Source organism: Synechococcus sp. MVIR-18-1 (assembly GCF_014279835.1).
In the GTDB taxonomy this organism is placed as follows: domain Bacteria; phylum Cyanobacteriota; class Cyanobacteriia; order PCC-6307; family Cyanobiaceae; genus Synechococcus_C.
Window position 1 is genome coordinate 648,515 of sequence record NZ_CP047942.1, and the last position, 21,928, is coordinate 670,442.

22 protein-coding genes, 2 tRNA genes and 1 other RNA gene are annotated in these 21,928 nt (G+C 57.0%); 12 read left to right on the forward strand and 13 right to left on the reverse strand.

Features of this window, described 5'->3' with window-relative positions:
* Positions 1–16: 16 nt before the first annotated feature.
* From glyQ to SynMVIR181_RS03520, 5 genes are all read left to right on the forward strand, one after another.
* Positions 17–910: a glycine--tRNA ligase subunit alpha gene (gene glyQ, locus SynMVIR181_RS03500; protein ID WP_186524764.1), complete on the forward strand. Its 894-nt coding sequence runs from the start codon at positions 17–19 to the stop codon at positions 908–910.
* A 282-nt stretch (positions 911–1,192) separates the two neighbouring features.
* On the forward strand, positions 1,193–3,130 hold the full coding sequence (locus SynMVIR181_RS03505) for a ComEC/Rec2 family competence protein (protein ID WP_186590002.1): 1,938 nt from the start codon (positions 1,193–1,195) through the stop codon (positions 3,128–3,130).
* A 6-nt stretch (positions 3,131–3,136) separates the two neighbouring features.
* Positions 3,137–3,223 (forward strand) — tRNA-Ser (locus tag SynMVIR181_RS03510).
* A 137-nt stretch (positions 3,224–3,360) separates the two neighbouring features.
* Complete coding sequence (locus SynMVIR181_RS03515; protein WP_186524798.1) at positions 3,361–3,615, forward strand: hypothetical protein; 255 nt, start codon at positions 3,361–3,363, stop codon at positions 3,613–3,615.
* A gap of 500 nt (positions 3,616–4,115) precedes the next feature.
* Positions 4,116–4,508, forward strand: coding sequence for a hypothetical protein (locus SynMVIR181_RS03520; RefSeq protein WP_186590003.1), 393 nt, complete (start codon positions 4,116–4,118; stop codon positions 4,506–4,508).
* A gap of 159 nt (positions 4,509–4,667) precedes the next feature.
* Here the strand turns inward: SynMVIR181_RS03520 and SynMVIR181_RS03525 are convergent, their stop codons facing one another.
* Positions 4,668–4,925, reverse strand: coding sequence for a hypothetical protein (locus SynMVIR181_RS03525; protein WP_186524800.1), 258 nt, complete (start codon positions 4,923–4,925; stop codon positions 4,668–4,670).
* A gap of 214 nt (positions 4,926–5,139) precedes the next feature.
* On the opposite strand from SynMVIR181_RS03525, the gene SynMVIR181_RS03530 reads away from it, so the two are divergent.
* Complete coding sequence (locus SynMVIR181_RS03530; protein ID WP_186590004.1) at positions 5,140–5,898, forward strand: sugar transferase; 759 nt, start codon at positions 5,140–5,142, stop codon at positions 5,896–5,898.
* Here SynMVIR181_RS03530 and cbiB read toward each other — a convergent pair.
* The 5 genes from cbiB to SynMVIR181_RS03555 form a co-directional block, all read right to left on the reverse strand.
* Positions 5,892–6,866 carry an adenosylcobinamide-phosphate synthase CbiB gene (gene cbiB / locus SynMVIR181_RS03535; RefSeq protein ID WP_186590005.1) on the reverse strand — a complete coding sequence of 325 codons (975 nt, stop codon included), beginning with the start codon at positions 6,864–6,866 and terminating at the stop codon, positions 5,892–5,894. The genes SynMVIR181_RS03530 and cbiB overlap by 7 nt on opposite strands.
* A gap of 17 nt (positions 6,867–6,883) precedes the next feature.
* Positions 6,884–7,879, reverse strand: a complete 996-nt coding sequence (gene ilvC, locus SynMVIR181_RS03540) for a ketol-acid reductoisomerase (RefSeq protein ID WP_186524803.1) — start codon at positions 7,877–7,879, stop codon at positions 6,884–6,886.
* Between the two features lie 56 nt (positions 7,880–7,935).
* A complete protein-coding gene (locus SynMVIR181_RS03545) occupies positions 7,936–8,538 on the reverse strand; it encodes an ATP-dependent Clp protease proteolytic subunit (RefSeq protein WP_186518389.1) in 603 nt (200 codons plus the stop codon).
* 80 nt (positions 8,539–8,618) lie between these two features.
* Positions 8,619–9,284, reverse strand: a complete 666-nt coding sequence (locus tag SynMVIR181_RS03550; RefSeq protein WP_038014693.1) for an ATP-dependent Clp protease proteolytic subunit — start codon at positions 9,282–9,284, stop codon at positions 8,619–8,621.
* 39 nt (positions 9,285–9,323) lie between these two features.
* On the reverse strand, positions 9,324–10,472 hold the full coding sequence (locus SynMVIR181_RS03555; protein ID WP_186590006.1) for a PIN/TRAM domain-containing protein: 1,149 nt from the start codon (positions 10,470–10,472) through the stop codon (positions 9,324–9,326).
* 70 nt (positions 10,473–10,542) lie between these two features.
* On the opposite strand from SynMVIR181_RS03555, the gene hemW reads away from it, so the two are divergent.
* The gene (hemW, locus tag SynMVIR181_RS03560) at positions 10,543–11,802 is read left to right on the forward strand and encodes a radical SAM family heme chaperone HemW (protein ID WP_186590007.1); all 1,260 of its coding nucleotides are present in this window, start codon (positions 10,543–10,545) and stop codon (positions 11,800–11,802) included.
* On the opposite strand, the gene panB is transcribed toward hemW, so the two are convergent.
* Entirely contained in the window at positions 11,714–12,532 is an 819-nt protein-coding gene (gene panB, locus SynMVIR181_RS03565; RefSeq protein WP_186590474.1) for a 3-methyl-2-oxobutanoate hydroxymethyltransferase, read from the reverse strand. The genes hemW and panB overlap by 89 nt on opposite strands.
* Positions 12,533–12,575: 43 nt before the next feature.
* Between panB and ffs the strand changes: the two genes are divergently transcribed.
* Positions 12,576–12,672, forward strand: an RNA gene (gene ffs / locus SynMVIR181_RS03570) — signal recognition particle sRNA small type.
* A gap of 5 nt (positions 12,673–12,677) precedes the next feature.
* Here the strand turns inward: ffs and ftsZ are convergent.
* The 5 genes from ftsZ to miaB all read right to left on the reverse strand — a co-directional run bounded on the left by ftsZ (position 12,678) and on the right by miaB (position 17,886).
* Positions 12,678–13,808 carry a cell division protein FtsZ gene (gene ftsZ / locus SynMVIR181_RS03575; protein WP_186590008.1) on the reverse strand — a complete coding sequence of 377 codons (1,131 nt, stop codon included), beginning with the start codon at positions 13,806–13,808 and terminating at the stop codon, positions 12,678–12,680.
* 110 nt (positions 13,809–13,918) lie between these two features.
* A complete protein-coding gene (locus SynMVIR181_RS03580; protein ID WP_186590009.1) occupies positions 13,919–14,788 on the reverse strand; it encodes a cell division protein FtsQ/DivIB in 870 nt (289 codons plus the stop codon).
* The gene (locus tag SynMVIR181_RS03585; RefSeq protein ID WP_186524807.1) at positions 14,785–15,195 is read right to left on the reverse strand and encodes a hypothetical protein; all 411 of its coding nucleotides are present in this window, start codon (positions 15,193–15,195) and stop codon (positions 14,785–14,787) included. Before SynMVIR181_RS03585 ends, SynMVIR181_RS03580 begins: the two co-directional genes overlap by 4 nt.
* 19 nt (positions 15,196–15,214) lie before the next feature.
* Positions 15,215–16,276, reverse strand: a complete 1,062-nt coding sequence (locus SynMVIR181_RS03590) for a D-alanine--D-alanine ligase family protein (RefSeq protein ID WP_186590010.1) — start codon at positions 16,274–16,276, stop codon at positions 15,215–15,217.
* 38 nt (positions 16,277–16,314) lie between these two features.
* Positions 16,315–17,886: a tRNA (N6-isopentenyl adenosine(37)-C2)-methylthiotransferase MiaB gene (gene miaB, locus SynMVIR181_RS03595; RefSeq protein ID WP_255444408.1), complete on the reverse strand. Its 1,572-nt coding sequence runs from the start codon at positions 17,884–17,886 to the stop codon at positions 16,315–16,317.
* Here miaB and SynMVIR181_RS03600 point away from each other — a divergent pair.
* Complete coding sequence (locus SynMVIR181_RS03600; RefSeq protein ID WP_186590011.1) at positions 17,834–18,907, forward strand: enolase C-terminal domain-like protein; 1,074 nt, start codon at positions 17,834–17,836, stop codon at positions 18,905–18,907. The genes miaB and SynMVIR181_RS03600 overlap by 53 nt on opposite strands.
* A 146-nt stretch (positions 18,908–19,053) precedes the next feature.
* Positions 19,054–20,100 carry a DUF1611 domain-containing protein gene (locus tag SynMVIR181_RS03605; protein WP_186590012.1) on the forward strand — a complete coding sequence of 349 codons (1,047 nt, stop codon included), beginning with the start codon at positions 19,054–19,056 and terminating at the stop codon, positions 20,098–20,100.
* 1 nt (position 20,101) lies between these two features.
* Here the strand turns inward: SynMVIR181_RS03605 and SynMVIR181_RS03610 are convergent.
* A tRNA-His gene (locus SynMVIR181_RS03610) sits at positions 20,102–20,174 on the reverse strand.
* A gap of 83 nt (positions 20,175–20,257) precedes the next feature.
* Between SynMVIR181_RS03610 and SynMVIR181_RS03615 the strand changes: the two genes are divergently transcribed.
* Together SynMVIR181_RS03615 and SynMVIR181_RS03620 are read left to right on the forward strand one after the other, a co-directional pair.
* Positions 20,258–20,644: a DUF4359 domain-containing protein gene (locus tag SynMVIR181_RS03615; RefSeq protein ID WP_255444410.1), complete on the forward strand. Its 387-nt coding sequence runs from the start codon at positions 20,258–20,260 to the stop codon at positions 20,642–20,644.
* Positions 20,641–21,897 (forward strand): amidohydrolase family protein, encoded by a 1,257-nt coding sequence (locus tag SynMVIR181_RS03620; protein ID WP_186590013.1) that lies wholly within the window; start codon positions 20,641–20,643, stop codon positions 21,895–21,897. The genes SynMVIR181_RS03615 and SynMVIR181_RS03620 overlap by 4 nt, the downstream gene beginning before the upstream one ends.
* Positions 21,898–21,928: the final 31 nt, after the last annotated feature.

The window sequence follows — 21,928 nt, forward strand, 5'->3', positions numbered from 1 at the left end:
TAGGCCCCTGCTCGGTATGCACTTCCAGGACATCATCAGCACGCTGAATCGCTTTTGGGGAGAGCAGGGCTGTGTGTTGTTGCAGCCCTATGACACGGAAAAGGGTGCTGGAACGATGAGCCCGCATACGGTGCTCCGGGCGATTGGACCTGAGCCGTGGGCAGTTGCCTATCCAGAACCTTGCCGGCGCCCCACCGATGGTCGTTATGGCGATAACCCCAATCGGGCACAGCATTACTTTCAATATCAGGTGCTGATCAAGCCTTCTCCCGATGGCATTCAGGAAACCTATCTCGCCTCTCTTGCTGCCCTAGGAATTTGCGCTGCGGATCACGACATTCGTTTTGTGGAGGACAACTGGGAGTCGCCAACGCTTGGTGCTTGGGGTGTGGGATGGGAGGTGTGGTTAGACGGGATGGAGGTCACCCAGTTCACCTACTTCCAGCAATGTGGTGGCATCGATTGCAAGCCCGTATCCATTGAGATCACCTACGGCTTAGAGCGCTTAGCGATGTACTTGCAGGATGTGGAAAGCATCTGGGATTTGAGCTGGAATACAGAACGCAGCTACGGAGATATTTGGCTTCCTTTTGAGAAGGGGCAGTGTCAATTTAATTTTGAAGCCTCTAATCCTGATCGTCTCAAACAGCTCTTTGCCATTTATGAGGCAGAAGCCAGTGACCTAATCGAACAAAACTTGCCAGCTCCTGCCCTCGACTTTGTTTTGAAGTGCAGCCACACCTTCAATCTCTTAGAAGCACGTGGTGTGATCTCGGTGACAGAACGCACCGCCACGATTGGACGGATTCGCAATCTGGCCCGAAAAGTAGCTGAGGCTTGGTTGGCCGAACGGGAGGCTCTCGGCTTTCCTTTGCTGAAGCAAAAAGCGGCGGCGGTTGCAGGTCGTTGAGACTCTGATTCATTGCTAAAGTTGTGGTTATTTGATATCGCAGTGAATGTTGGGTCTGTTCCTGTTTAAGCATTGAAAATCCAATTCTTCGCTCTTAAGTTCATTGGTGCTTAACGGCTTGAATGAATGAATGAATAGATAAAGGGTTCTATTGTTTTCTTATGGGTTTTATTTGCTGATCTTGATTTGAAATAGAAAAAACTGTTTGATGATGCATTTGTATGCATCGCTTTTATTCCAACTTAAGGGGAATCCTTCAACCAGCTCGATGACCTTGCGTTGATGAACGTTGCTCTTTGGCTGGTTCTATTGATGCTTGCCACGCAGCTTGGGGCGGCCTTGTCCCAGGCCACTCAACACTGGTGTGTGGTGTTGGTAGGGCTTGCTGCGGCTGTTCTGCTGATCTGCCGCCAGTTCTCATTGTTCCGATGGAAGCTGTTTGTTCTTGTTGTTGTGCTGGGTGGCTTGTTGCTGCGCTCGTTGACGGGGCAAGCGGCCACGCCCACACCACTCGATCCGCTTCAGTTTGTGCCAAGCGGTTCCGATCAGATACCGCTGGTGATTGAGGGCCGTGCTCTCGCGGATGCACCTGTTCGTAGGGAGCGCTGCCAAGCCTTGCTGCAGGTGAACCATCTTTCGGGCCAGGTTCTTGATGGCCGCACCGAGTTAGTGGTGGATCCTTGCCACCAGATGTTGCGCAAAGGCGCCTCCGTGAGGGCTCAAGGTCAGCTCGTGACTCCTGCAGTAGCAAGCCATCCTCTGCTTCCTAATCCGTCTAAGCGGCTCGCAGCTCGCGGGTGCTGGACCCAATTCCGTACCAAGCAAGTGGAGCTGATCCATCAAGATCACACGCCTCTGGCGGATGGGCGTCGTCGGATCGCTACTCGATTTCAAGATTTAGCAGGAGAGCACTCAGGTGGCCTGTTGGCGGCTTTGGTGCTTGGCGGTGCCCAAGTTGAGCTCAGCTCGGAGCTGAAAGAGGCTTTTCGTGTCGCCGGTTTATCCCATGCCTTAGCGGCGTCTGGATTTCACCTTTCCGTGTTGTTGGGAGCCACCCTTGCCCTAACGCGCAGGGTTGGTACGCCCTTGCGCTTGGCGGCTGGAGTGGGCGCGATGGCTGTTTTTCTTGCACTAGCGGGCGGTCAGCCATCAGTTGTTCGCGCGGTGTTGATGGGAGCTGCCGTTCTCTTGATCCGAGAGCGGGGCTCTCGCGCCCAACCCTTAGGCGTGCTGCTCAGCACATTGGTTTTGATGCTGTTGGTGAATCCTTCATGGGCACGATCGATTGGCTTCCAGCTCAGTGCCGCTGCGACGGCGGGTTTAGTGCTCAGTTCGCAGCCCTTAGAGCAGTGGTTCCTTCAGCGTTGTCCTCATCCTTGGCTGCGGCTTCTCGCTCCCGCCGTATCGGTGCCAGTGGCGGCGCTGCTCTGGACCCTTCCCCTGCAAATCCTGCATTTCGGTTCTGTGCCCCTGTACTCGCTAGTTAGCAACCTGATCGCTGCACCTTTGCTGGCACCGCTCACCCTTGCGGCGATGATCCTGGCGCTGCTCACATTGATGCTGCCAACGGCGATCGCTGCAGTGGTGATGCCGGTATTGATCTGGCCAGTGCAGCAGTTGGCGTTGTTCTTGATCGCGTTGGTGCGTTGGATGAGCACGTGGCCGCATGCCCAGTTGCTGACGGGACATCCGCAGCCTTGGGTGGTGCTGCTCGTCGTGCTGGCTCTGCTGCCTTGGGCCTTGCCGTCGCTGCAATTCTGGCGCTGGAGAGCTTTCCCGATGCTGCTCTTGGCCACGCTGATGCAAGCCGGTGTTCAGCTCAGCGATGAGGTGATGTTGGTGCAGCAGTGGGGGAGGCAGTGGTTGTTGGCCCGTCACCAAGGGCGTGCTGCGCTGATGAGCAGTCATGGAGATTTGCTCAGTTGCCAGTTGGCTCAGCAGCTTGGGCACGGATACGGACACCAGCGTTTGGATTGGCTGGTGGTGATGGATCCAGTAGCGAGTGAGCAGATTGATTGTTGGACGGAACTCGCTCACACCGTGCGGGCTGAGCATCAGGGGCAGCCCCCATTGCTGCCAGGTCAACGCCTCCAGAGCCCTGGCTTGATGCTTCGTCCCCTGCATGGTCAAGACCGACGTTGGAATTTGCGCGTGAATGGGCAATCCCATCGCCTCAAGCAATCAAGCGGTGGAGCTTTAAGATGGGATCACGCTGGATAAGCGTTTGGAGAGGTGGCAGAGCCCGGTTGAATGCGCACGACTCGAAATCGTGTAGGGGTAACACCCTCGTGGGTTCGAATCCCACCCTCTCCGTTTTAGACGAGTCTGAATAAGTACTCTTTTGTCCCAATTCCTTGTCATGGTCTGAACTGTGGGGCGGTTATCCCTGCTGCTATCTGCCTCTATGGAACATTTCCAGTCCATAGGGTTGATCCAGTGTTTCCCTTTCCATGTCCAACGAGACCTCCAGTGAACAAACCAGCAGCCAGAGCAAAGACTGCGGTGGCAAGAAGAAAGCGATGCTTGCCTATGGCGTGATTCAGATCTCTGCCACTGTCCTCTCTGCCATTTCCTTGGCAGCAATTGCTCTTGGTTTCTGTGCTGTGAAGCAAGAGAGCAAGGCATTTAACGGTTGCGTTGAAGAAGTTATTGCCGAGGGCAAGACCAATGCGCAAGCAGTTCGCTTCTGTAATGGTGGGAACTGAATAGGTCGTTCCGCAAATCATTGCTAAGCGACCTTTGAGGAGCATGTCTTAGGGGTCTTTTTTTTGTCTGCTCACCTCATAGAGATTTGGTGCCTGTTCCTACAAAAGAGTTCGAATAGATCTATGAAACTCATGATGACCCAAGGATGCAGTCCTTGGGAATGCGTCGTTATGAGGGAGGTCTGGGGAGGCCTCTCTTTTCTTTTCTTTTCTTTTCTTTTCTTTTCTTTCTAGGCTTCGTTTTGATTGTTATGCATTGATGCTAAGGATTGATTGCAGATTGATAATTGTTAATTCTTTTCCCCCATGCGTGACACTTCCTCTTGTGCCGGCAAGGATTCTTTTCGCAGCAAGTATCGCTGAAAAGGATAAAAGGTTTGGTGTAGGATGTAAAAGGCTTTTGATGTTTCTTGAGCCATTCGCTCCTATGGACTATTAAGCAAGAGAGTTGAGAATTTGTTTTTTAGAAGTTTGCAACTGTGATTAGAGGTGTGATGAAGATGTCTCGTCCATTTAAAGGCTTATATTTACAGAAAACAGGTGCTCCATTCGTTTATTCGTTTGTGACCTATACGCCACAGACCAAAGAGCAGATGATCGCTTGTGGTGACCTTGCTGAGGGGGAAGAGTTTTTGAGTCAGGTTGTTTGTGATTTTCTATTGTTCGTATCAGAAGGCATTCTTTGCCGAGCTTTAACGATTGATTTTCCGATTTCCTACGATGATGTCATTGTTATTTGCTCACGTCAGCGCGGGGATGGTGTTCAGCATGAATATCTGATTCAGGTTATCGATCGCGGTTGGATGCACGACGATCAGACGCTTCTACTTAATGACTTAACTGCGATTTTGTCACACCCTCTTTGGGATGGCGCCATTTTGAGGCCTGATTGATTAAACTTTTTATCGTATTGAAATAATTGCATAAAATAAAAGCATTAATGCCACGAATCCACCTAGCCAGTATTTTGCGACGATGAGCAGGTGTTTGTTCAAATTGATGGCTTATTTTGGATTGTTTAAGTTGTTTTCTGAGGGGACTGGTTTCATCAATTAAGAATGAAACAGGAGGACGAGCCCTTCGCTGACTTGGTGAAATTCACGTTCTTCTCGGCTTAGATCCAAGCCAATCTCTAGTCCTTCCTTCAACGCGTTTTCAAAGGGTGGAGTGGAAGGCGGAGACGCGTCGATCCATAACGCTGCGATTCCAATCGCAGTGGCGTGCCACCGAAAGCTCCCTGTGTCTCCAATCGTTGGTTCTTGGAGAGCTTCTTCGAGAAGGGCGCTGATGGACGTGTCGGTGGAAGTCATACCCCAGCTTCGGAATACTTGCTCTTTGCCGCAATTGGCTGAGAGACTTCTTGACCTGTTTCGATCAGCAAATGCTGTTATTTGCTGATCCGACGCCTGTGCGCCAGCGAGTCGAAATCAGCAGTTGTTCCTGTGCCGTTGCGGTGACTGACCCTTTTACTCTTTTGCTTTGCCCCTGTTGCGGTTCAGTGGTTTGAGACTCAAGGGACACTTGATGCAAGTCAGTCTGCGTCGTGCGTCGCTTCAGGCCGGTGGATCCAGTCTGAGTCGGCGTGCGACGAAGCGGCATCTCGAGTTGTTGTCAGCGCCTCCCTCGGTGCTCACATCGGTGGCACTGGTTCGTAAGCAGAGCAGGTTGGGGCGCACGCTCAAGCGAAGTGGTGATATTGCCTTCTCGTTGCTGGCCTTGGGGCTTGGATCGCCAGCCTTTTTGTTGATCGCTGCTTTGGTGAGCCTGAGTTCGCCAGGACCTGTGTTTTACGTGCAGAAACGGGTTGGACGGGGATATCGCCGTTTTGGCTGCATCAAATTTCGCACCATGCGCGCAGATGCCGACGCTGTTCTGCAACGGGTGTTGGCTGAGTCACCGGAAATGCGAGCTGAGTTTGAGCGTGATTTCAAGCTCCGCCAAGACCCTCGCATTACTCCGATCGGGCGTTTCCTAAGACGCTCGAGCCTGGATGAGCTCCCTCAATTCTTGAATGTCCTTCGCGGTGAGATGAGCGTGGTGGGCCCACGGCCAATCGTGGATAAGGAAATTGAGCGCTATGGCCCCTTCATGGATGAGGTGTTGGCTGTGCGGCCTGGTTTAACCGGGTTGTGGCAGGTGAGTGGTCGCAACAATCTCAGTTATGCCAAGCGGGTCAGGCTTGATTTGGCCTATTCGAGAGGTCGTTCTTTCCTTCTGGATTTGGCGATTATCATGCGTACCTTTGGAGTGCTTCTGCTTCCAATGGATCGGGGTGCCTACTGAAGGAAGAAGCACCCGGCTGCCACCACCAACCAAGCACCTTCCAGCCTGAGGCCAAGGTTCAATAGCTTGCGCACTCCATAAGCCGTTGCCTTCTCGGATTGAGAGGAAAACAGTGGTTTGTTGATCCAGGTGTTGCCGTAGCGATTGGGCCCGCCCATCTGCACATCGGCGCAGTGGGCAAAAATGGATTCGGAGAGTCCTGCGTTTGGCGATGGATCAGGCCTCCCGTCTGCAGCGGCGGCACGCACTGTTGTTGGCCATTGGGACCAGCGCATGCTCACCAGTGGAAGCGTGATCAGCACCAACCTGCAGGGCAACCAGGTGAGGAGATCGTCGAGCCGGGCTCCAGCAGTGCCGAGCCAGCGCAGCCGACCTTGTTTGTAACCAAGCATGGAATCGAGGGTGCTGCTTGCTTTGAACGCCCATGCCAAGGCCAGTGGTCCTGGACCTTGACTAAACCCTGCCTTCCATAGGCCTGCTCCGATCAGCATCCAAAACAAGGGGGCAAACAGTCCATCCACCGCATTTTCACTGGCTGTTTCTGCGCTGGCCCGGAGGATGTCGTCTTGATCCAATTGGCTTACATCCCGGCCCACAATCCAACTCAGGCGATCCCTTGCTGAGGGCAGGTCTGGTAGGGCCTGAAGCACGGCCAGCACGCTGTCGCGAAGGCTGCGTGCGGCCAGGGCGCTCGCCAGGGCAATCACAACGAGTAGTGCTGCCAGCGGTTGGGGTAACGGAGACTGCGGCAACAGCAGACGCTCGAGCAGCCAGCCCGTTGCACCGCTTCCCAACACCAAAACGAGCGTGATTAAGACACCACCGGCACGCAAGCGAAAGGGCCTGTCTCCTGCCCAGGCTTCGATCCATTGACGTAGTCCAGTGATGACACAACCCATGGCCACCACTGGATGGGGGGACCAACGAGGATCGCCGACCAGCAGGTCAAGGCCTGCGGCGGCGATCACCAGCAGAACGGGATCGCTCAGGCCGTCTTGAGCCAGCTGAACATTGAACGCAGGCCCTTGCCAACTTTCTCGATCGGATGCTCGGCATCACGAGCGCGAACTTTATTCATCTCAGGCTTGCCGGCTGCGCATTCTGCAACGAAGTTCTTGGCAAAGGTTCCGTCTTGGATGTCCGAGAGGATCCTCTTCATCTCCGCTTTGGTGTCGGCGGTGATCAGACGAGGGCCACTGACGTAGTCGCCGTATTCCGCCGTATTGGAGATGGAGTCGCGCATGGAGGACAGACCACCCTTCACCATTAAGTCAACGATCAACTTGACTTCGTGCAGGCACTCGAAATAGGCGAGCTCGGGCTGATAGCCGGCTTCCACAAGGGTTTCAAAGCCGGCTTTGACCAGCTCGGAGAGACCGCCGCAGAGAACGGCCTGTTCACCAAAGAGGTCGGTTTCGGTTTCTTCCTTGAAATTGGTTTCGAGGATGCCCGCGCGCGTGCCGCCGATGCCTTTGGCGTAGGCCATAGCCAGGCCGCGAGCGTTCCCTGAAGCGTCCTGTTCGATCGCAAAGAGGGCTGGAACACCCTGACCGTTCTGATACTCCCAGCGCACAGTGTGGCCGGGTCCTTTCGGAGCGATCATCAACACATCCACGTTTGCGGGTGGCTTGATCAACTCAAAGCGAATGTTGAAGCCGTGCGCGAAACTTAAAACCTTGCCTTCACTGAGATGTGGGGCGATTTCTTTCTCGTAGACCTCTTTCTGGAACTCATCGGGTAGCAGCACCATGATCCAGTCGGCCTTAGCGGAAGCATCCGCCACGCTCAAGACTTCGAGGCCGTCGGCTTTGGCTTTCTCGGCTGAGCGGCTGCCGTCATAAAGACCAACAACCACATTGACGCCACTGTCTTTGAGGTTCAGAGCATGGGCATGACCCTGAGATCCATAACCGATGATGGCTACCGTCTTGCCGCTCAGAAGCGAGAGATCGGCGTCTGAGTCATAGAAAAGCTGAGCCATCCGGTCGGAACCTGCTGAGGACAATAGTGAAGTTTACGGATGGGCCGGATTGGCCCTCAAGCTTCGTTGGGGTGGGAAATCACCCGATCGATCAAGCCGTAATCCTTGGCCTCTGCTGCGCTCAAAAAATAATCCCGGTCGGTGTCCTTCTCGATTTTTTCAAAACTCTGACCTGTCATATCGGCCATCGAGCGGTTGAGCATTTCCTTCATCCGCAGGATTTCCCTGGCTTCGATTTCGATGTCGCTCGCCTGCCGTTGTGCCGTGCCACCGAGAGGCTGGTGGATCATGATTCGGCTGTGGGGAAGAGCCAAGCGCTTGCCTTTCGTGCCTGCCGTCAACAGGAACGCACCCATCGATGCGGCCAGTCCTACGCAGATCGTGACGACGTCACTCTTCACGTATTGCATAGTGTCGTAAATCGCCAAACCAGCGGTTACGGATCCACCTGGGGAGTTGATGTACAAGTAGATGGGCTTGCTGCTGTCTTCGGAATCGAGATACAGCATCTGGGCGACGAGGCTGTTGGCAACTCCGTCATTCACGTCAGAGCCGAGGAACAAAATCCTCTCAACGCCAAGGCGGGTGTAGATGTCGACCCAGCGCTCCATTTGGCTGCCGGGGAGGCGGTAGGGAACGCTGGGGGTACCGATCGGCATGGGTCCTTAGATGGGTTGAAGGAGATGAAAGAAATGGTCTATTGAGACAACTACAAACGCAGTTGATGGTGGATGGGTAATTAACCCACTGCAGCCGGCAGGTCCTTGCGACTGTCCAGGACCCTGTCAATCAGGCCGTAGGACACGGCTTCTTGAGGGGTGAGATAACTCATTCTGTCTGAATCGGCAGAGAGTTCTTCCACGCTGCGACCGGTGTTGGTCGAAAGGATTTCGAGCATGGCTCGCTTGTTATGCAGCACTTCTTTGGCGCGGATCTGAATGTCCGTGGCCTGGCCGCGAGCGCCGCTGCGGGGCTGATGCAACACGATGGAGGCATGGGGTAGGGCCGCTCTTTGCCCTTTGGTGCCAGCGGAAAGAATGACCGCAGCCGTTCCCATCGCCTGACCGATGCAAATCGTGTGCACAGGGGGCTTCACGTAGCGAAGCGTGTCGCAGATGGCAAAGGCTTCTGTCTCGAAGCCAATCGACTCGCCCGAGTACCAACTCGTACCCGTTGAGTTGATATAGAAATAAATCGGTTTATCTGGGTTGTCGAACTCCAAAAAGAGGAGTTGGGCAATGATCAGCTCAGTGACGTCAAGGCCGAGCTGACGCTTGGTGTCTCCGTCTGAAAACAGCGGAAGGCCCAAGTACACGATCCGCTCTTTGAGCATCAAAGAGGGAAGGTCAGGCGGCGGTGTGCGCATCACGCCTGAGTCGCCGTAATAAGGCGCTGATGTGGTCATTCCGCTAAGCATCCCTGTCGTGGAGGGAGCCTAGCGGGGTCAAGCGGAAGGGTGCTCTTCAGCGTTGTCGGTTCTTACACCCTTGCTCTTGCTGTTTTTGCTGCTGCGGTTGGTCTTGTGCCCGTTTTTGTCTCGGCGTGCAAACACCATGCGCCCTGTTGGGGTCTGCAGAGCACCGGTTACCACGACGGGCTGACGGGATCCGATCAGGGTCCGGCCCTCCTCAACTACCACCATCGTGCCGTCTTCGAGATAGCCCACTCCCTGACTCTCCTCTTTGCCTTCGCGCACGATTTTGAGCAACAGCTCATCACCAGGCTGAACCTCAGGGCGAAGGGCGATCACCAATTCGCTCAGATTCATCACTTTGATCTCCTTCACCTCGGCGACCTGGGCCAGGTTGAAGTCGGCGGTCACAAGCGTGCCGCCCGTATCGCCAGCGAGCAGGAGCAAACGGTCGTCGGTACCCGTGCCTTCGTAACGGGTGCTGTTGATCACCAGTCGGCGTCCGTAGGTGTCGCGGAGATCGCGCAAAAGTTTGAGGCCACGACGCCCTTTGGCTCGTTTCTCCAGGTTGGTGGAGTCGGCCAGCTGCTGCATCTCGTCGATCACCGTTTGAGCAACGATCGCCTGACCTTCCAGTAGGCCGCAGGCCAACATGCCGCGGATTCGCCCATCGATGATCACGCTGGTATCGAGGATCTTTGGGGTCGCAGGGGTGAGAACGCCATCGGCGACCAGTAAGGCTTCCGTGCTTGTGGGGTTGAACAGGCGCAGGAGCGTGCGTCCGTGAACCTCAGCGAGGTTGTATCCCAGAACCCCAAAAAACACATTGCTGAGCACCGCAGCCAAGGGTTTGAGCAGGGTCACGCCACCGGCAAGGGGGAGTAGCAGGATGGGCGCCAGCAACAAGTTGGCGACCAATAAACCAAGGATCAGTCCCACCGACCGACTGATCAATAAATCGGTGGGCATCGTGCGCACCTGCTGCATCAGTTGCAGGCGCAACCGCTTAAAAACAAGGCCTGCAACGAGGCCTATGCCGGTGCCAACACCTGTGAGCCCGAGGCGCACCCGTTGGACATCGGTGACATCGTCCAGCATCTCTTGTGGAAGGAGATGAACTCCCATCCAGCCGGTGGCTCCACCGGAGATCAGAAATAGGACCAGGATGAGAACTTCAACCATGGCAATCGGTCGTGCCGTTCACTCCGTATGCAGGCAGCATGCACCATCTTCCGTCGCTCTGCCTGCGCAGATGATCGCATCTGCACCTCGCAGCGCCTATTTACACATTCCTTTTTGCCATCGGCGTTGTTTTTATTGCGATTTCGCGGTGGTGCCTCTCGGCGATCGAGCTGATGCGTTTGGTGGGTCTGGTAGTGGTTCGATCGAGGCCTATCTGGATCTACTCAGCGCAGAGATCAGCCTGTCTCCCCAAGGCCCTGCACTGGCCACTGTGTACGTGGGGGGTGGCACGCCATCGCTATTGAGGCCTGATCAAATTTCAGGGCTATTGCAGCAGCTCAGAGGCCGATTCGGGTTCCAGCAGGGTGCCGAAATCACCTTGGAAATGGACCCTGCCACGTTTGAACAGAGTGATCTTCAATCCCTGATCGCTGCGGGCGTGACCCGGGTGAGTTTGGGAGGGCAAAGTTTTGACGATGAGAGGCTTGCGGCCCTTGGGCGCCGACATCGCCGGCAGGATTTGCTGGAGGCCTGCCATTGGCTCCAAGAGTCGTTGCAGGTGGGTGGACTGCAGAGCTGGAGCTTGGATCTGATTCGAAACCTTCCAGATCAGGGGGACGAGGAGTGGGAGGCGCAGCTGGAGCAGGCCGTTGCTGTGCAAGCCCCCCACGTATCGATCTACGACCTCAGCGTGGAGCCAGGCACAGTGTTTGCTTGGCGCGAGAAGCGTGGTGAGTTGGCGCTTCCAGAGGAGGACGCTGCCGCCGACCGCATCGCCTTCACCAGCCGCAGGCTGAGGCGCGCTGGTTACAGCCGCTATGAAATCTCAAATTTCGCCAGACCAGGCCATGCCTCCAGGCATAACCGGGTGTACTGGAGTGGCGCGGGCTGGTGGGCGTTTGGGCTGGGTGCGACCAGTGCTCCCTGGGGGGAGCGGATGGCCCGTCCTCGAACCCGTGAGGCCTATGCCGCCTGGTTGCAGGGCCAAAGGCAAGAGCTCGATTCCAGCTTGGTTCGAGAGTCAGCGGGGAGCATGCCTCTGGATGATCGCTTGCTCGTAGGACTGCGCTGCCATGAAGGCGTGGACCTTTGGGATCTTGCGAGACGCTGCGGCTGGGACGAACGGCGTTGCAACCATGATTTGCCTGCCCTAGAGGCACGCTGGCAACCCTTCGTCGACATAGGCCTGATGGAACGCCTTGGCCGTCGCTGGCGCCTCAGCGATCCCGAGGGGATGGCTGTTAGCAATCAGGTGCTTGTGGAGGTGGTGGAGTGGTGGGAGTTGCTCCCTGATCCCGTTGCTCCTTTAGCCAGCTTTTCAGAGCGGTGATGCTGAGTTCACGGCCTTGCATGCGGGCCGGGGTGAAGGGTGGTTGGCTTGGCGTTAAGCCCAGCAGGTCCGCGGTCACGCTGACCTGCCCGTCGCAATCGTCCCCGGCGCCGATCCCGATCACCGGAATGGACAAGTGGCGTCGCATGCGACCAGCGAGTTCGCCAGGCACATGCTCCAAAACAAGAGAGAAACAACCGGCGTCCTGTAGGGCTTGCGCTTGGCGGTGCAGTTTGTCCTGGCTGCGCGGATCGATGCCTTGACGCCGGTAGCCGAGGCGGTGCACGGCCTGAGGGGTGAGTCCGAGGTGGCCCATCACTGGGATGCCCATGCGGACGAGGCGATCCACAACGGCAACCACCTCGGGCTCTCCGCCCTCAAGCTTGACGGCAGCGGCATCCGACTCTTTGAGAATGGTGCCTGCAGCGGCGACGGCGCGATCGAGGCCGCATTGATAACTCAGGAATGGCAGATCGCACACCACCAGCGGTTGCTGGGCGAGAGGTTTGCTCAGCCCTCGGCATACGGCCTGGCTGTGATGAAGCATTTGTTCAAGTGTTACCGGAAGGGTGGTGGCATGGCCAAGAACCACCATCGCGAGTGAATCACCCACTAAAACCACATCGGCGCCTGCTTCTTCAACCAAAGCAGCACTGAGACCATCCCAGGCTGTGAGCATTGTGATCGCTCTCCCTGATTGCTTGAAGCGAATCAATTCAGCTGGGCGCATCGGCCCTTCCGCCATAAAAGAGGTTCATTGCTAACATTGCATCGATTCGGATCCATGCGGTCCAGACGCCCAAACCTGGTCAGAACCGGAAGGGAGCAGCCACACGGGATGCTCTGGGCAGGCGTGGACTCCGGGTCACCAACTTCTAGTTGTTGTTTTGGCGTTGCTGCCGCTGCCTGAGGAAATCAGGAATGCGCGCTCCGCTTTCAGGGACAAGGTTTGTGTTTGGGCTTGGCTCAAATGCTGAAACGGCTGGCCTCGCAATGCTGCGCTCTGAGCGATAAGGATTTCCGTCCGTAAAGCCCGTAGCGATCACGGTCACGTGAATCTCACCCTCGAGGCGTTCATCCACCACAGCGCCAACAATGATGTTGGCTTCTGGATCCACCACGTCATAAATCACTTCTGATGCCGTGGTCATGTCCTCCAGGGTCATGTCCCGGCCGCCACTGATGTTGATCACGCAGCCGCTGGCACCATCGATGCGAGCGGCTTCGAGCAAGGGGCTGTTGATGGCTGTTTGTGCCGCTTCGACCGCCCTTGATCGACCTGAACCCACACCAATACCCAGCAGGGCAGTACCGGCTTCGGTCATCACGGAGCGAACGTCAGCGAAGTCAACGTTGACCAGGCCTGGGAGGGTGATGATGTCGCTGATTCCCTTCACTCCCATACGCAGAACGTCATCAGCGCTGCGGAAGGCTTCCTGCAGAGGTGCTCCAGCGATGGCATCCCGAAGACGATCGTTGGGGATCACGATCAAAGTGTCTACGTGCTCTGCCAGGCGGGCGATGCCTTCATCGGCCTGGCGCATCCTGCGGCGACCCTCAAAACTGAATGGCTTGGTCACGATGCCAACGGTGAGAGCTCCGCTTTCCTTAGCGACTTCGGCGACGACGGGAGCGGCACCAGTTCCGGTGCCACCTCCCATGCCCGCGGCTATAAAGACCAGATCAGCGCCTTGTAACGCCTGTTGAAGATCAGCCCGTGATTCTTCGGCCGCTTTTTGGCCAATGCTGGGATTGCCGCCAGCTCCAAGTCCACGGGTGAGCGTTTGCCCCAACTGAACGCGATTATCGGCAGCGGATTGAATCAGCGCCTGTGCATCGGTGTTTAAAACGCGATAGGCAACTCCTTCCAGGTCGCTCAAGATCATGCGATTGACGGCGTTGCTGCCACCACCTCCAACACCGATCACTTCGATCCGGGCTGATTGGCTAGGCGAGATGCCCTCTGGATTCATGGATGAGGACATCTCACTGCTCACAATCTCCATTATTTGAGCTTGTACCGCTGGAATCGGTTGCATTATGGGGCTGTGAGTGGATTTTGCAGACAAAAGTGATACAGGAACTTGATTGTCACGATCATTTCGACCTGAGTGCGTCAACGATTGCTGACTTTCACCGGGGTTGTTGGCTTGGGCGCTGGCCGTAACTTCAGCTCAGGTTGGCTTGGGTCACTGAGATCCAAGCCTTCATTGAACGTACCGCGCAGGTTGGGAGGAAGGCTTTGCGTGAGTTGCGCAATCGTTTTGAACTGTTGCTCTAACAGGGCCTCATTGCTGCCGAGATAAATGAGGCCAAGCATCTCAATGCGCAGACTGACGCCACCGGCGGGTTCCACCACAATTGTTTTCAGTGGTCGACCTAGCAGATCTCGTTGTTGAAGGATGCGGGCAATGACTGTGCGTCGATTGGAAATCCAGCCTTCAACTTTTACTGCGCTCGCTGGCTTTTCCCCCCGCTTGGCCATGTCCATCGGCATCCACTGAGCCTCCCGGTCCACCATGCCCCGCTCGATTCCTTTGGGGCCCATACGGGAGGCAGCCGCGATCGGGCGACGTTCCACGAGTTGGATGTCGAGGCCTGGGGGAAGAAGGCGGCGCTGAACGGACACCTCCTGCACAGGCAGTTCCTGCATCAATTTGGACTCGATCTCACCAGGCTCAAGGCTCAACAGTGATTGGGGAAAGGAGAGGCCTGCAGCCTTCACCACTATGTTTTCGTCCATCCGCTGGCTTCCGCTGATCTGAATTTGTGACGCGGATCGCAGGTTCCACCCCAGGGTCAGCAGTAGCCAGCTCAATCCAGTGGCCGTGAGTAGAAAAAAAACAAGACGCCACAGTTGAATCAAGCGCTCTTGCCTGCGCTCTTGGCGCAGCCTTCGACGCCGCTCCACACCAGGGGGAAGCGGGCCTTGGCTTTTGCGTTTGCCGCGCTTGAGGCCCTTCTTGCTGGAGGCGTCCGGGCTCACAAGTCGCAGCGTGCACGAGACATCAGCTGATCCATCCAACGTCTGGCACGATCAGCATCAGCAAAGGGCACGTCGAGCTGACGGCCATTCCCAATCAACCTGAGACGGCAACGACCTTGAGATTCACTGGCCAGGGGCGCCTCCCCTGATGCCAAGGCCATTAATTCGACCAATTCAAGGCCCTTAATCACAAACTGCCCCTCGTCTTGGAAGGACCCAGCGCTAAAGCTGCTCCAGCGCAGTTCTCCATCCTTGAGAAGTGCTGCGCCGCAGCCATCGAGTTTGGCTAACTCAGACCCTTCGCTCCAGGTTCGGAACAGATTTTGACGACGACGCTCGAGCCACCCCAGTGCTACGAGCAGCACAAAGGCGACGAGGAGTGGAAGCCAGAGCAGACCTTCAATCATCGCTTGTCTGGATGTTGATTCATTCTTGCGCTGTGTAGACCAGCTGGGCCACTAAGTCTGATAAAGCGACACCACTGGCCTCCCAAAGCATGGGATACATGCTTTGGGAGGTGAATCCAGGCAGGGTATTGATCTCGTTGAGCCAGATATCACCGCTGTGCTCATCGTAAAAAACATCCACCCGGGCCAAGCCATAGGCATGAACAGCCGTACAGGCTTGCAGGGCAATCTCCTGAACCTGGGCGCTCACTTGGTCGGGAAGGGGAGCTGGAATCAGCGTTTGGCTGCAGCCGTCGGTGTATTTGGTGTCGTAGTCATACCAATCGGCATCAAAGCTGATTTCGCCCACCACAGATGCCTTGAGCTGTTGCCGTCCGAGTACGGCGCATTCCAACTCGCGTGCGGCAACACCACGTTCCACCACAAGGCGACTGTCATGGCGTGTCGCTTCCTGCAGGCCCGCAAGCAGTTGGTCTCGATCACGCGCTTTGCTGATCCCAACGGATGAGCCCATGTTTGCCGGCTTGACGAAGCAGGGATATCCCAATTCCGTTTCGATCCTGGCGATCAGCTTGTTGTGGCGTTCAGGGTGGTTGAGGTCCGCAGCGTTTAGCCCCACGTAAGGAACTTGGGGTAGACCTGCGGCTGCAAAAGCAGCTTTCATGGCCAGCTTGTCCATCCCTACGGCTGAACCGAGCACGCCGGAGCCCACATAGGGCTTCCCCATCAAGGTGAACAAACCTTGGACCGTGCCGTCTTCTCCATTTGGACCATGAAGGACGGGGAACCACACGTCCACGCGGTCATTGTCGAGCGGTAGGGAGCGGAATCCCGCTGGTGGTAATGGCTGGGGAAGGCTGTCATCTGCCGGTGGCTGCTTTTTCTCGAGAACGCCATTGGCAATCTGCTCAGGCCACCAACGCCCCGTCCGATCGATGTAAACCGGAACCACCTCGAAGTGATCTTGATTTTTCCCCTCTTGGAGGGCGTTAATGATCGTGATCGCTGAGCGAATCGACACGGCATGCTCACCGGATGCTCCTCCGAACACCACGCCAATGCGAACGGGAGAAGAGGGCATGGTGCGGCCGTTCATTCAAGAAGCGAACCCGAAAGGTATCAGTTGATCACCGGTGTGCCAGTGAGTGAGAACGAGCGAACTTGATCGATTCGAACATCGACAAGATCTCCGGCACGATGCGTGCTGCCGTTAGGGGAGTCAGCTGAGAAAAAGGTGAGCCTGTTGGTGCGCGTCCGCCCCATGAGCTGGCTTGGATCTTTGGGATTGACCCCCTCGGCGAGCACTTGCTCGACCCGGCCGGCGTAACGAGCATTCCGCTCTTTTGCCGTGGATTCCACAAGCGCATTGATCTCCTGCAGGCGTGCCACTTTCACGTCTTCTGACAGCTGATTGTTCCAGTCCGCAGCTGGTGTGTTGGGTCTTGGTGAATAGGCGGCTGTATTCACTTGGTCAAAGCCAATCTCCTCAATTAACGCCAGGGTGCGTCTGTATTGCGCATCGGTTTCGCCGGGAAAGGCCACGATCACATCGGCACTGATGGCGGCATCAGGCATGCGCTCGCGAATGCGATCAATGATGCGGCGATAGCGCTCAACGGTGTACCCGCGGGCCATGGCTTTCAGCAGTTCGTTATCACCGCTTTGAAAAGGGATATGAAAGTGTTCGCACACTTTGGGGAGGTCAGCGCAGGCATCAATCAGGCGCTCGGTGAAATATCTCGGGTGACTCGTGGCAAAGCGCAGGCGTTCGATGCCCTCCACGTCATGCACCTGGTAGAGGAGATCTGTGAGGGTGTGTTGGCGTCGACCCTCGGCGGTAATCCCTGGTAGATCGCGGCCATAGGCATCAATATTTTGTCCAAGCAGGGTGATCTCTTTAAAACCACGAGCTGCTAGCCCCTCCATTTCCAAAATGATCGAGTCCGGCAGCCGGGATTGCTCTTTGCCACGAACCGAGGGCACAACGCAATAGGTGCACCGTTCGTTGCAGCCATAGATCACATTCACCCAAGCGCAGGTGCTGCTATCGCGCCTGGCGGTGGTGAGGTCTTCGAGGATGTGATGGTCTTCCGTCGCGACCACCTGTTGTCCGGTTTGGACTTGTGTGAGCAGGGTCTCGAGGCGATTGGCGTGCTGGGGTCCCATCACCAAATCCAGCTCTGGCACGCGGCGCAGTAGGGACTCTCCCTCCTGTTGAGCGACGCAGCCAGCTACCACCAAGGTGAGGTTCGGATTGGTTCGCTTGCGGATGGCCTGGCGACCCAAATAGCTGTACACCTTTTGTTCGGCGTTGTCGCGAATGGTGCAGGTGTTGTAGAGAACGAGATCGGCATCCAGTTCAGCCTTGGCTTCCTGGTAACCCATGGTTTCCAGGATTCCTGCCATCCGCTCGGAATCGGCTTTGTTCATCTGGCAGCCAAACGTGGTGATCCAGTAGCTGCCCCGCTGCTGCTCGTCCCGATTAGAGGATTCGGGGTTGGTCTTGGTCAGACTGGGGCTGGCGGGACTGGAGAGAGCCAAAGCGGGTGGCGATCCTGGAGACCGACGACGGTGAAATCTTCTTTTAGTTTGAGTCACCGCCAACTTGTGGCAGCTTGGGGATTGGCGTTTCAGGACGATGGGCTGGTTTCTTCGGCGCTTTTCTCTTACCAAAGCGGTGCCGCTTGCCATTAGCCGCGGAACCACGGCCCAGGTGGAACATCTTGAGCTCACCTTCAGCCTGGATGGCTGCATTGGCCGCGGCGAAACGGGAGGATTTGATACTGGGCATCGCGCCTTCAGCACCGATTACTTGGCTTCGGAGCTCGAGGCTTTGCTGCCAAAGCTGGGCGATCTAGATCCTGCTGATCGCCAGCGACTCGCTCCTTTATTGGAGCCGTTGTCACCCCCGGCCCGTTGTGCTGTCGACCTCGCTCTTTGGGATTGGTGGGGGCAAAGGCTGGGACAGCCGGTTTGGCGCTTGTTTGGTCTCGATGGCAGTTGCTCTGTTGCGACAAGCGTGACCCTGGGGCTCGGGTCAGTCGATGAGGTGGTGAGTCGTCTTCAGCGTTGGTGGCGGCAGTTGCCAGCAACACGCATCAAACTCAAACTTGGCAGCGCTGATGGCTGCGATCACGATCGGGCCCTGTTGGCGGCGGTAGCCCAAGCCTTGCAGGAGCACGGGCAACAGCATCAGCAGCAGATGGAGCTTCAAGTGGATGCCAACGGCGGCTGGAGTCTCGAGGAGGCAAAGGCGATGCAGGCCTCACTGCAACAGGCAGGGGTGGTGTTGCTGGAGCAGCCCATGGCGGCCGTACTCGATCCCGAGCGTGATACGGCTGCCTTTGCGGCGCTTAAGCCCCATTGCGCCATGCCCCTTGTGGCCGATGAGAGCTGTTGGGATCTCCAGGATTTGTTGCGCCTCGCCCCCCATGTGGATGGGGTGAATCTCAAGTTGCTGAAAAGCGGAGGGCTCAGTGAGGCTTGGCTGATGGCTCAGGTGGCTCAGCGCTTGGATGTGGATCTGATGATTGGCTGTTACTCCGACAGCCTCTTGCTCAATGGGGCGGCCGCCCAGCTGCTGCCCTTGATCCGCTGGCCTGATCTCGACAGCCATCTCAATCTTGTCGATGACCCCTATCGGGGGCTCGACTTGGTAGGAGATCAAATGCGAGCCCCGGCGGCGGCTGGGCTTGGGATCACCCGCGCCTGACTGCGACAAAGAACGCTCTTTTGTGTTGTTGCCCCAAAGTCTTGCTAGAGGCGTAGAGAAGAGCTGCCTGAGTTGTTCTGGTCCGCTCGGGTCGTCATCGCAACGGGATTGGATTGAACAACCCTTGTCCTGAGGGGTTTGAACAGATGCCTGTGCTGCTGCTTCAGCACGGTGGTCTCACGTCCCTAACCGGGAAGACAGGCCTTGCAATGTTGCGACATCGACGGGGGCCGATTGCTGCTGTGATTGACCCCGCCCATGCCCACGGTTCCCTGGCTGAGATCACAGGGATTGATCGGACGGTGCCGATCGTCCCCGATCTGGCTGCGGCTTTGCCCTATCGCCCTGCTGTTGCGGTGGTGGGTTTAGCGCCTTCCGGTGGAGTGTTGCCCGACCCGTTGCGACGAGATGCCTTGGCCGCACTGCAGGCCGGGTTAAGCCTGGCCAGTGGGTTACACACGCAGTTGGGAGAGGATCCCGATTTCAAGGCGGCTTGTCATCCCGGGCAATGGATTTGGGATTTACGCCGGGAGCCCCCGAGCGTGCAGGTGGGTCAGGCTCGCGCGGCCTCGCTCTCCTGTCAGCGGGTTTTAGCGGTGGGAACCGATATGGCTGTGGGAAAGATGAGCGCCTGTTTGGCGTTACAAGCGGCAGCAGAACGGCACAAGCTGGTGTGCCGGTTTGTAGGAACCGGTCAGGCTGGAATTTTGATCAGTGGCCGGGGCGTTCCTTTGGATGCGGTGCGTGTGGACTACGCGGCTGGTGTGGTGGAAGCGGCTGTATTAGAGGCAGGGTCGGGGTTGTCAGAGCAGGATTTCTTGGTGGTGGAAGGGCAAGGCTCGCTCTGTCACCCAGGCTCAACGGCCACGCTTCCCTTGATGCGCGGCAGTCAGCCAACGGCCTTGCTGATGGTGCATCGGGCTGGTCAGTCCACGATTGGGCGTTTGCCTGAGGTGCCGCTGCCCCCGTTGAAGGAGTGCATCAGTCTTTGTGAGTCGCTGGCGGCGATCGCGCGACCGCGAGGAGCAGGACCTCCTCCGAGGGTTCAAGCCCTGGCCCTCAACACAGCGGAGTTGTCGGCCGAGGAGGCGCAAAGAGCGATCGAGTCTTGTCAAGACGCTCTAGGACTTCCCTGTGATGACCCCATCCGCAATCGTGCAGACGGCCTTCTCGAGGTCTTCCTAAATCGTTGAGGGCGGATGAGGGGATTCGAACCCCCGGATGGCGGCACCACAAGCCGCTGCCTTAACCACTTGGCGACACCCGCCGTGTCGGGTAAGAATCTACCAATTCACCAAACTTCTTCTGGAGACGCTCATCGGTCCTTTCCGTAAGCCATCGGCCAATGCAGTGGTCGCTGTTCTGGCACTGGCCGCCTCTGGTGCGGCACTCGCCTTCACGAATCCCTCCCCTCAAGACTTCAAGAGCTATGCCGGCGGCCAGCTCGTCGCGTTGATCAGCGACGAGTTATGTGGGGGTGGACTGCCGATGGTGCTGCAGCTTTGGGTGAAAAATTGCCCGCGCTTGATTCGCGATCAGGAGCCAGCGTTGGCGGAGCTTGCTGGTCAGTTCAGCCGTCGTCTCAACCTTGGCTTAGCCAGCATTTACACCACCGAGCTTGGTGGACAGGACTTGCTTCCCACCTTGCGTCTTCCGGAGTATTCGGTCAGGACCCTCGGAATCGCCGGACAATTTGTCATCCTTCACTCCAGTAGTGATGCCGGCAAGATCGAATGAGTCCTCGTGTTGGCGATGGCACGCTCAGTGCCTGGATTCCAAGGGGACTGGTCGAGCTCGATCATGAACGCGTTGGGTCGCCAGCGCCGATCACGCGCGCTGATGGTCTATGTGCGTTGCAGGTGTCCTGGCGAGAGGGACGGATTGTGCAAGTGCAGCCCCTTGATGAGGGGGCAGAGGAACCGGATGGGATGTTGCTTCCCCGTTTGCTGGAACCCCATGCGCACCTTGATAAGGCATTCAGCTGGAGCCGCTATCCCAACTTCAGTGGCACCTACGCCGGAGCGATGGCAGCCAACCTCAGAGAACACCAGAGCCGAACTCTGGAGGTGGTTCAAGAGCGCTTTGAGCGCTCGATGCACTTGGCTTGGCGCCATGGTTTGCGTGCTGTGCGCACCCACATCGACAGCCTGGGACCTGGGGCCCAGTGCAGCTGGGACGCCATCCTTGAAGGAGCGTCTCGTTGGCAAGACCGCGTCACGGTTCAGCCGGTTGCCCTGGTTCCGGTGGAGAACTGGAGCAGCTCAGAAGGGGAACAGCTGGCGGCTCGGGTGGCAGCTTCCGGTGGCTTGCTCGGCGGTGTGATCACCCCCCCCTGCTCTGGGCGTGGGCACCGCCAAGCGTTGCGGAACCTCTTGGCGTTAGCCGATCGGCATGGATGTGGGGTGGATTTGCATATCGACGAAGCCAGCTCTGAGCCTGCTGCCGGGATGGTTCAGTTGATGCGCGTTCTCAAGCGGATGACCGTTTCAGTGCCGATCACCTGCAGCCATGCCAGCAGCTTGTCGCTGCTCAGAGCGTCTGCCTTGCAGCGCCTTTCTGAACGGATGGCGCGTCACAACGTTCAAGTGGTCGCCCTCCCCCTGACCAATGGCTGGCTGTTGGGTCGGCAGGATTCCGGTACCCCTTTGCGGCGACCATTGGCGCCGATTCGTCAGTTGCAGCGGGCTGGGGTGTGTGTGGCCGTGGGCGGTGACAACGTGCAGGATCCATGGTTTCCGGCTGGCAACTTCGACCCCTTGGCTTTGATTGCAGCGAGCCTGGCTCAGGCCCAGCTTGCTCCATGGGAACGCTTGGGTCTTTCGCCGTTTACAACGGCGGCAGCTCGATTGATGCGGATGGAGTGGGACGGTGTGATCCGAGCGGGTGCACCCGCTGATGCGATGCAGCTTCCCGTTCAAAGCTGGGCGGAAGCCTTGGCAACACCTCCAGAGCGTCGCTTGATGGTGCGTGGGGTGTGGGTGCAGGATTGAATCTGAGGATCACCTCCAGTCCAGCTCTGAA

What these genes read in the sequence shown, in the direction of transcription:
- glyQ (WP_186524764.1), top strand. Translation starts at nt 17, where the DNA reads ATGCACTTCCAGGACATCATCAGCACGCTGAATCGCTTTTGGGGAGAG.
- SynMVIR181_RS03505 (WP_186590002.1), top strand. Translation starts at nt 1,193, where the DNA reads ATGAACGTTGCTCTTTGGCTGGTTCTATTGATGCTTGCCACGCAGCTT.
- SynMVIR181_RS03515 (WP_186524798.1), top strand. Translation starts at nt 3,361, where the DNA reads ATGTCCAACGAGACCTCCAGTGAACAAACCAGCAGCCAGAGCAAAGAC.
- SynMVIR181_RS03520 (WP_186590003.1), top strand. Translation starts at nt 4,116, where the DNA reads ATGTCTCGTCCATTTAAAGGCTTATATTTACAGAAAACAGGTGCTCCA.
- SynMVIR181_RS03525 (WP_186524800.1), bottom strand. Translation starts at nt 4,925, where the DNA reads ATGACTTCCACCGACACGTCCATCAGCGCCCTTCTCGAAGAAGCTCTC.
- SynMVIR181_RS03530 (WP_186590004.1), top strand. Translation starts at nt 5,140, where the DNA reads ATGCAAGTCAGTCTGCGTCGTGCGTCGCTTCAGGCCGGTGGATCCAGT.
- ilvC (WP_186524803.1), bottom strand. Translation starts at nt 7,879, where the DNA reads ATGGCTCAGCTTTTCTATGACTCAGACGCCGATCTCTCGCTTCTGAGC.
- SynMVIR181_RS03545 (WP_186518389.1), bottom strand. Translation starts at nt 8,538, where the DNA reads ATGCCGATCGGTACCCCCAGCGTTCCCTACCGCCTCCCCGGCAGCCAA.
- SynMVIR181_RS03550 (WP_038014693.1), bottom strand. Translation starts at nt 9,284, where the DNA reads ATGACCACATCAGCGCCTTATTACGGCGACTCAGGCGTGATGCGCACA.
- SynMVIR181_RS03555 (WP_186590006.1), bottom strand. Translation starts at nt 10,472, where the DNA reads ATGGTTGAAGTTCTCATCCTGGTCCTATTTCTGATCTCCGGTGGAGCC.
- hemW (WP_186590007.1), top strand. Translation starts at nt 10,543, where the DNA reads ATGATCGCATCTGCACCTCGCAGCGCCTATTTACACATTCCTTTTTGC.
- panB (WP_186590474.1), bottom strand. Translation starts at nt 12,532, where the DNA reads ATGCGCCCAGCTGAATTGATTCGCTTCAAGCAATCAGGGAGAGCGATC.
- ftsZ (WP_186590008.1), bottom strand. Translation starts at nt 13,808, where the DNA reads ATGGAGATTGTGAGCAGTGAGATGTCCTCATCCATGAATCCAGAGGGC.
- SynMVIR181_RS03585 (WP_186524807.1), bottom strand. Translation starts at nt 15,195, where the DNA reads ATGATTGAAGGTCTGCTCTGGCTTCCACTCCTCGTCGCCTTTGTGCTG.
- SynMVIR181_RS03590 (WP_186590010.1), bottom strand. Translation starts at nt 16,276, where the DNA reads ATGCCCTCTTCTCCCGTTCGCATTGGCGTGGTGTTCGGAGGAGCATCC.
- SynMVIR181_RS03600 (WP_186590011.1), top strand. Translation starts at nt 17,834, where the DNA reads ATGGGCTGGTTTCTTCGGCGCTTTTCTCTTACCAAAGCGGTGCCGCTT.
- miaB (WP_255444408.1), bottom strand. Translation starts at nt 17,886, where the DNA reads ATGGCAAGCGGCACCGCTTTGGTAAGAGAAAAGCGCCGAAGAAACCAG.
- SynMVIR181_RS03605 (WP_186590012.1), top strand. Translation starts at nt 19,054, where the DNA reads ATGCCTGTGCTGCTGCTTCAGCACGGTGGTCTCACGTCCCTAACCGGG.
- SynMVIR181_RS03620 (WP_186590013.1), top strand. Translation starts at nt 20,641, where the DNA reads ATGAGTCCTCGTGTTGGCGATGGCACGCTCAGTGCCTGGATTCCAAGG.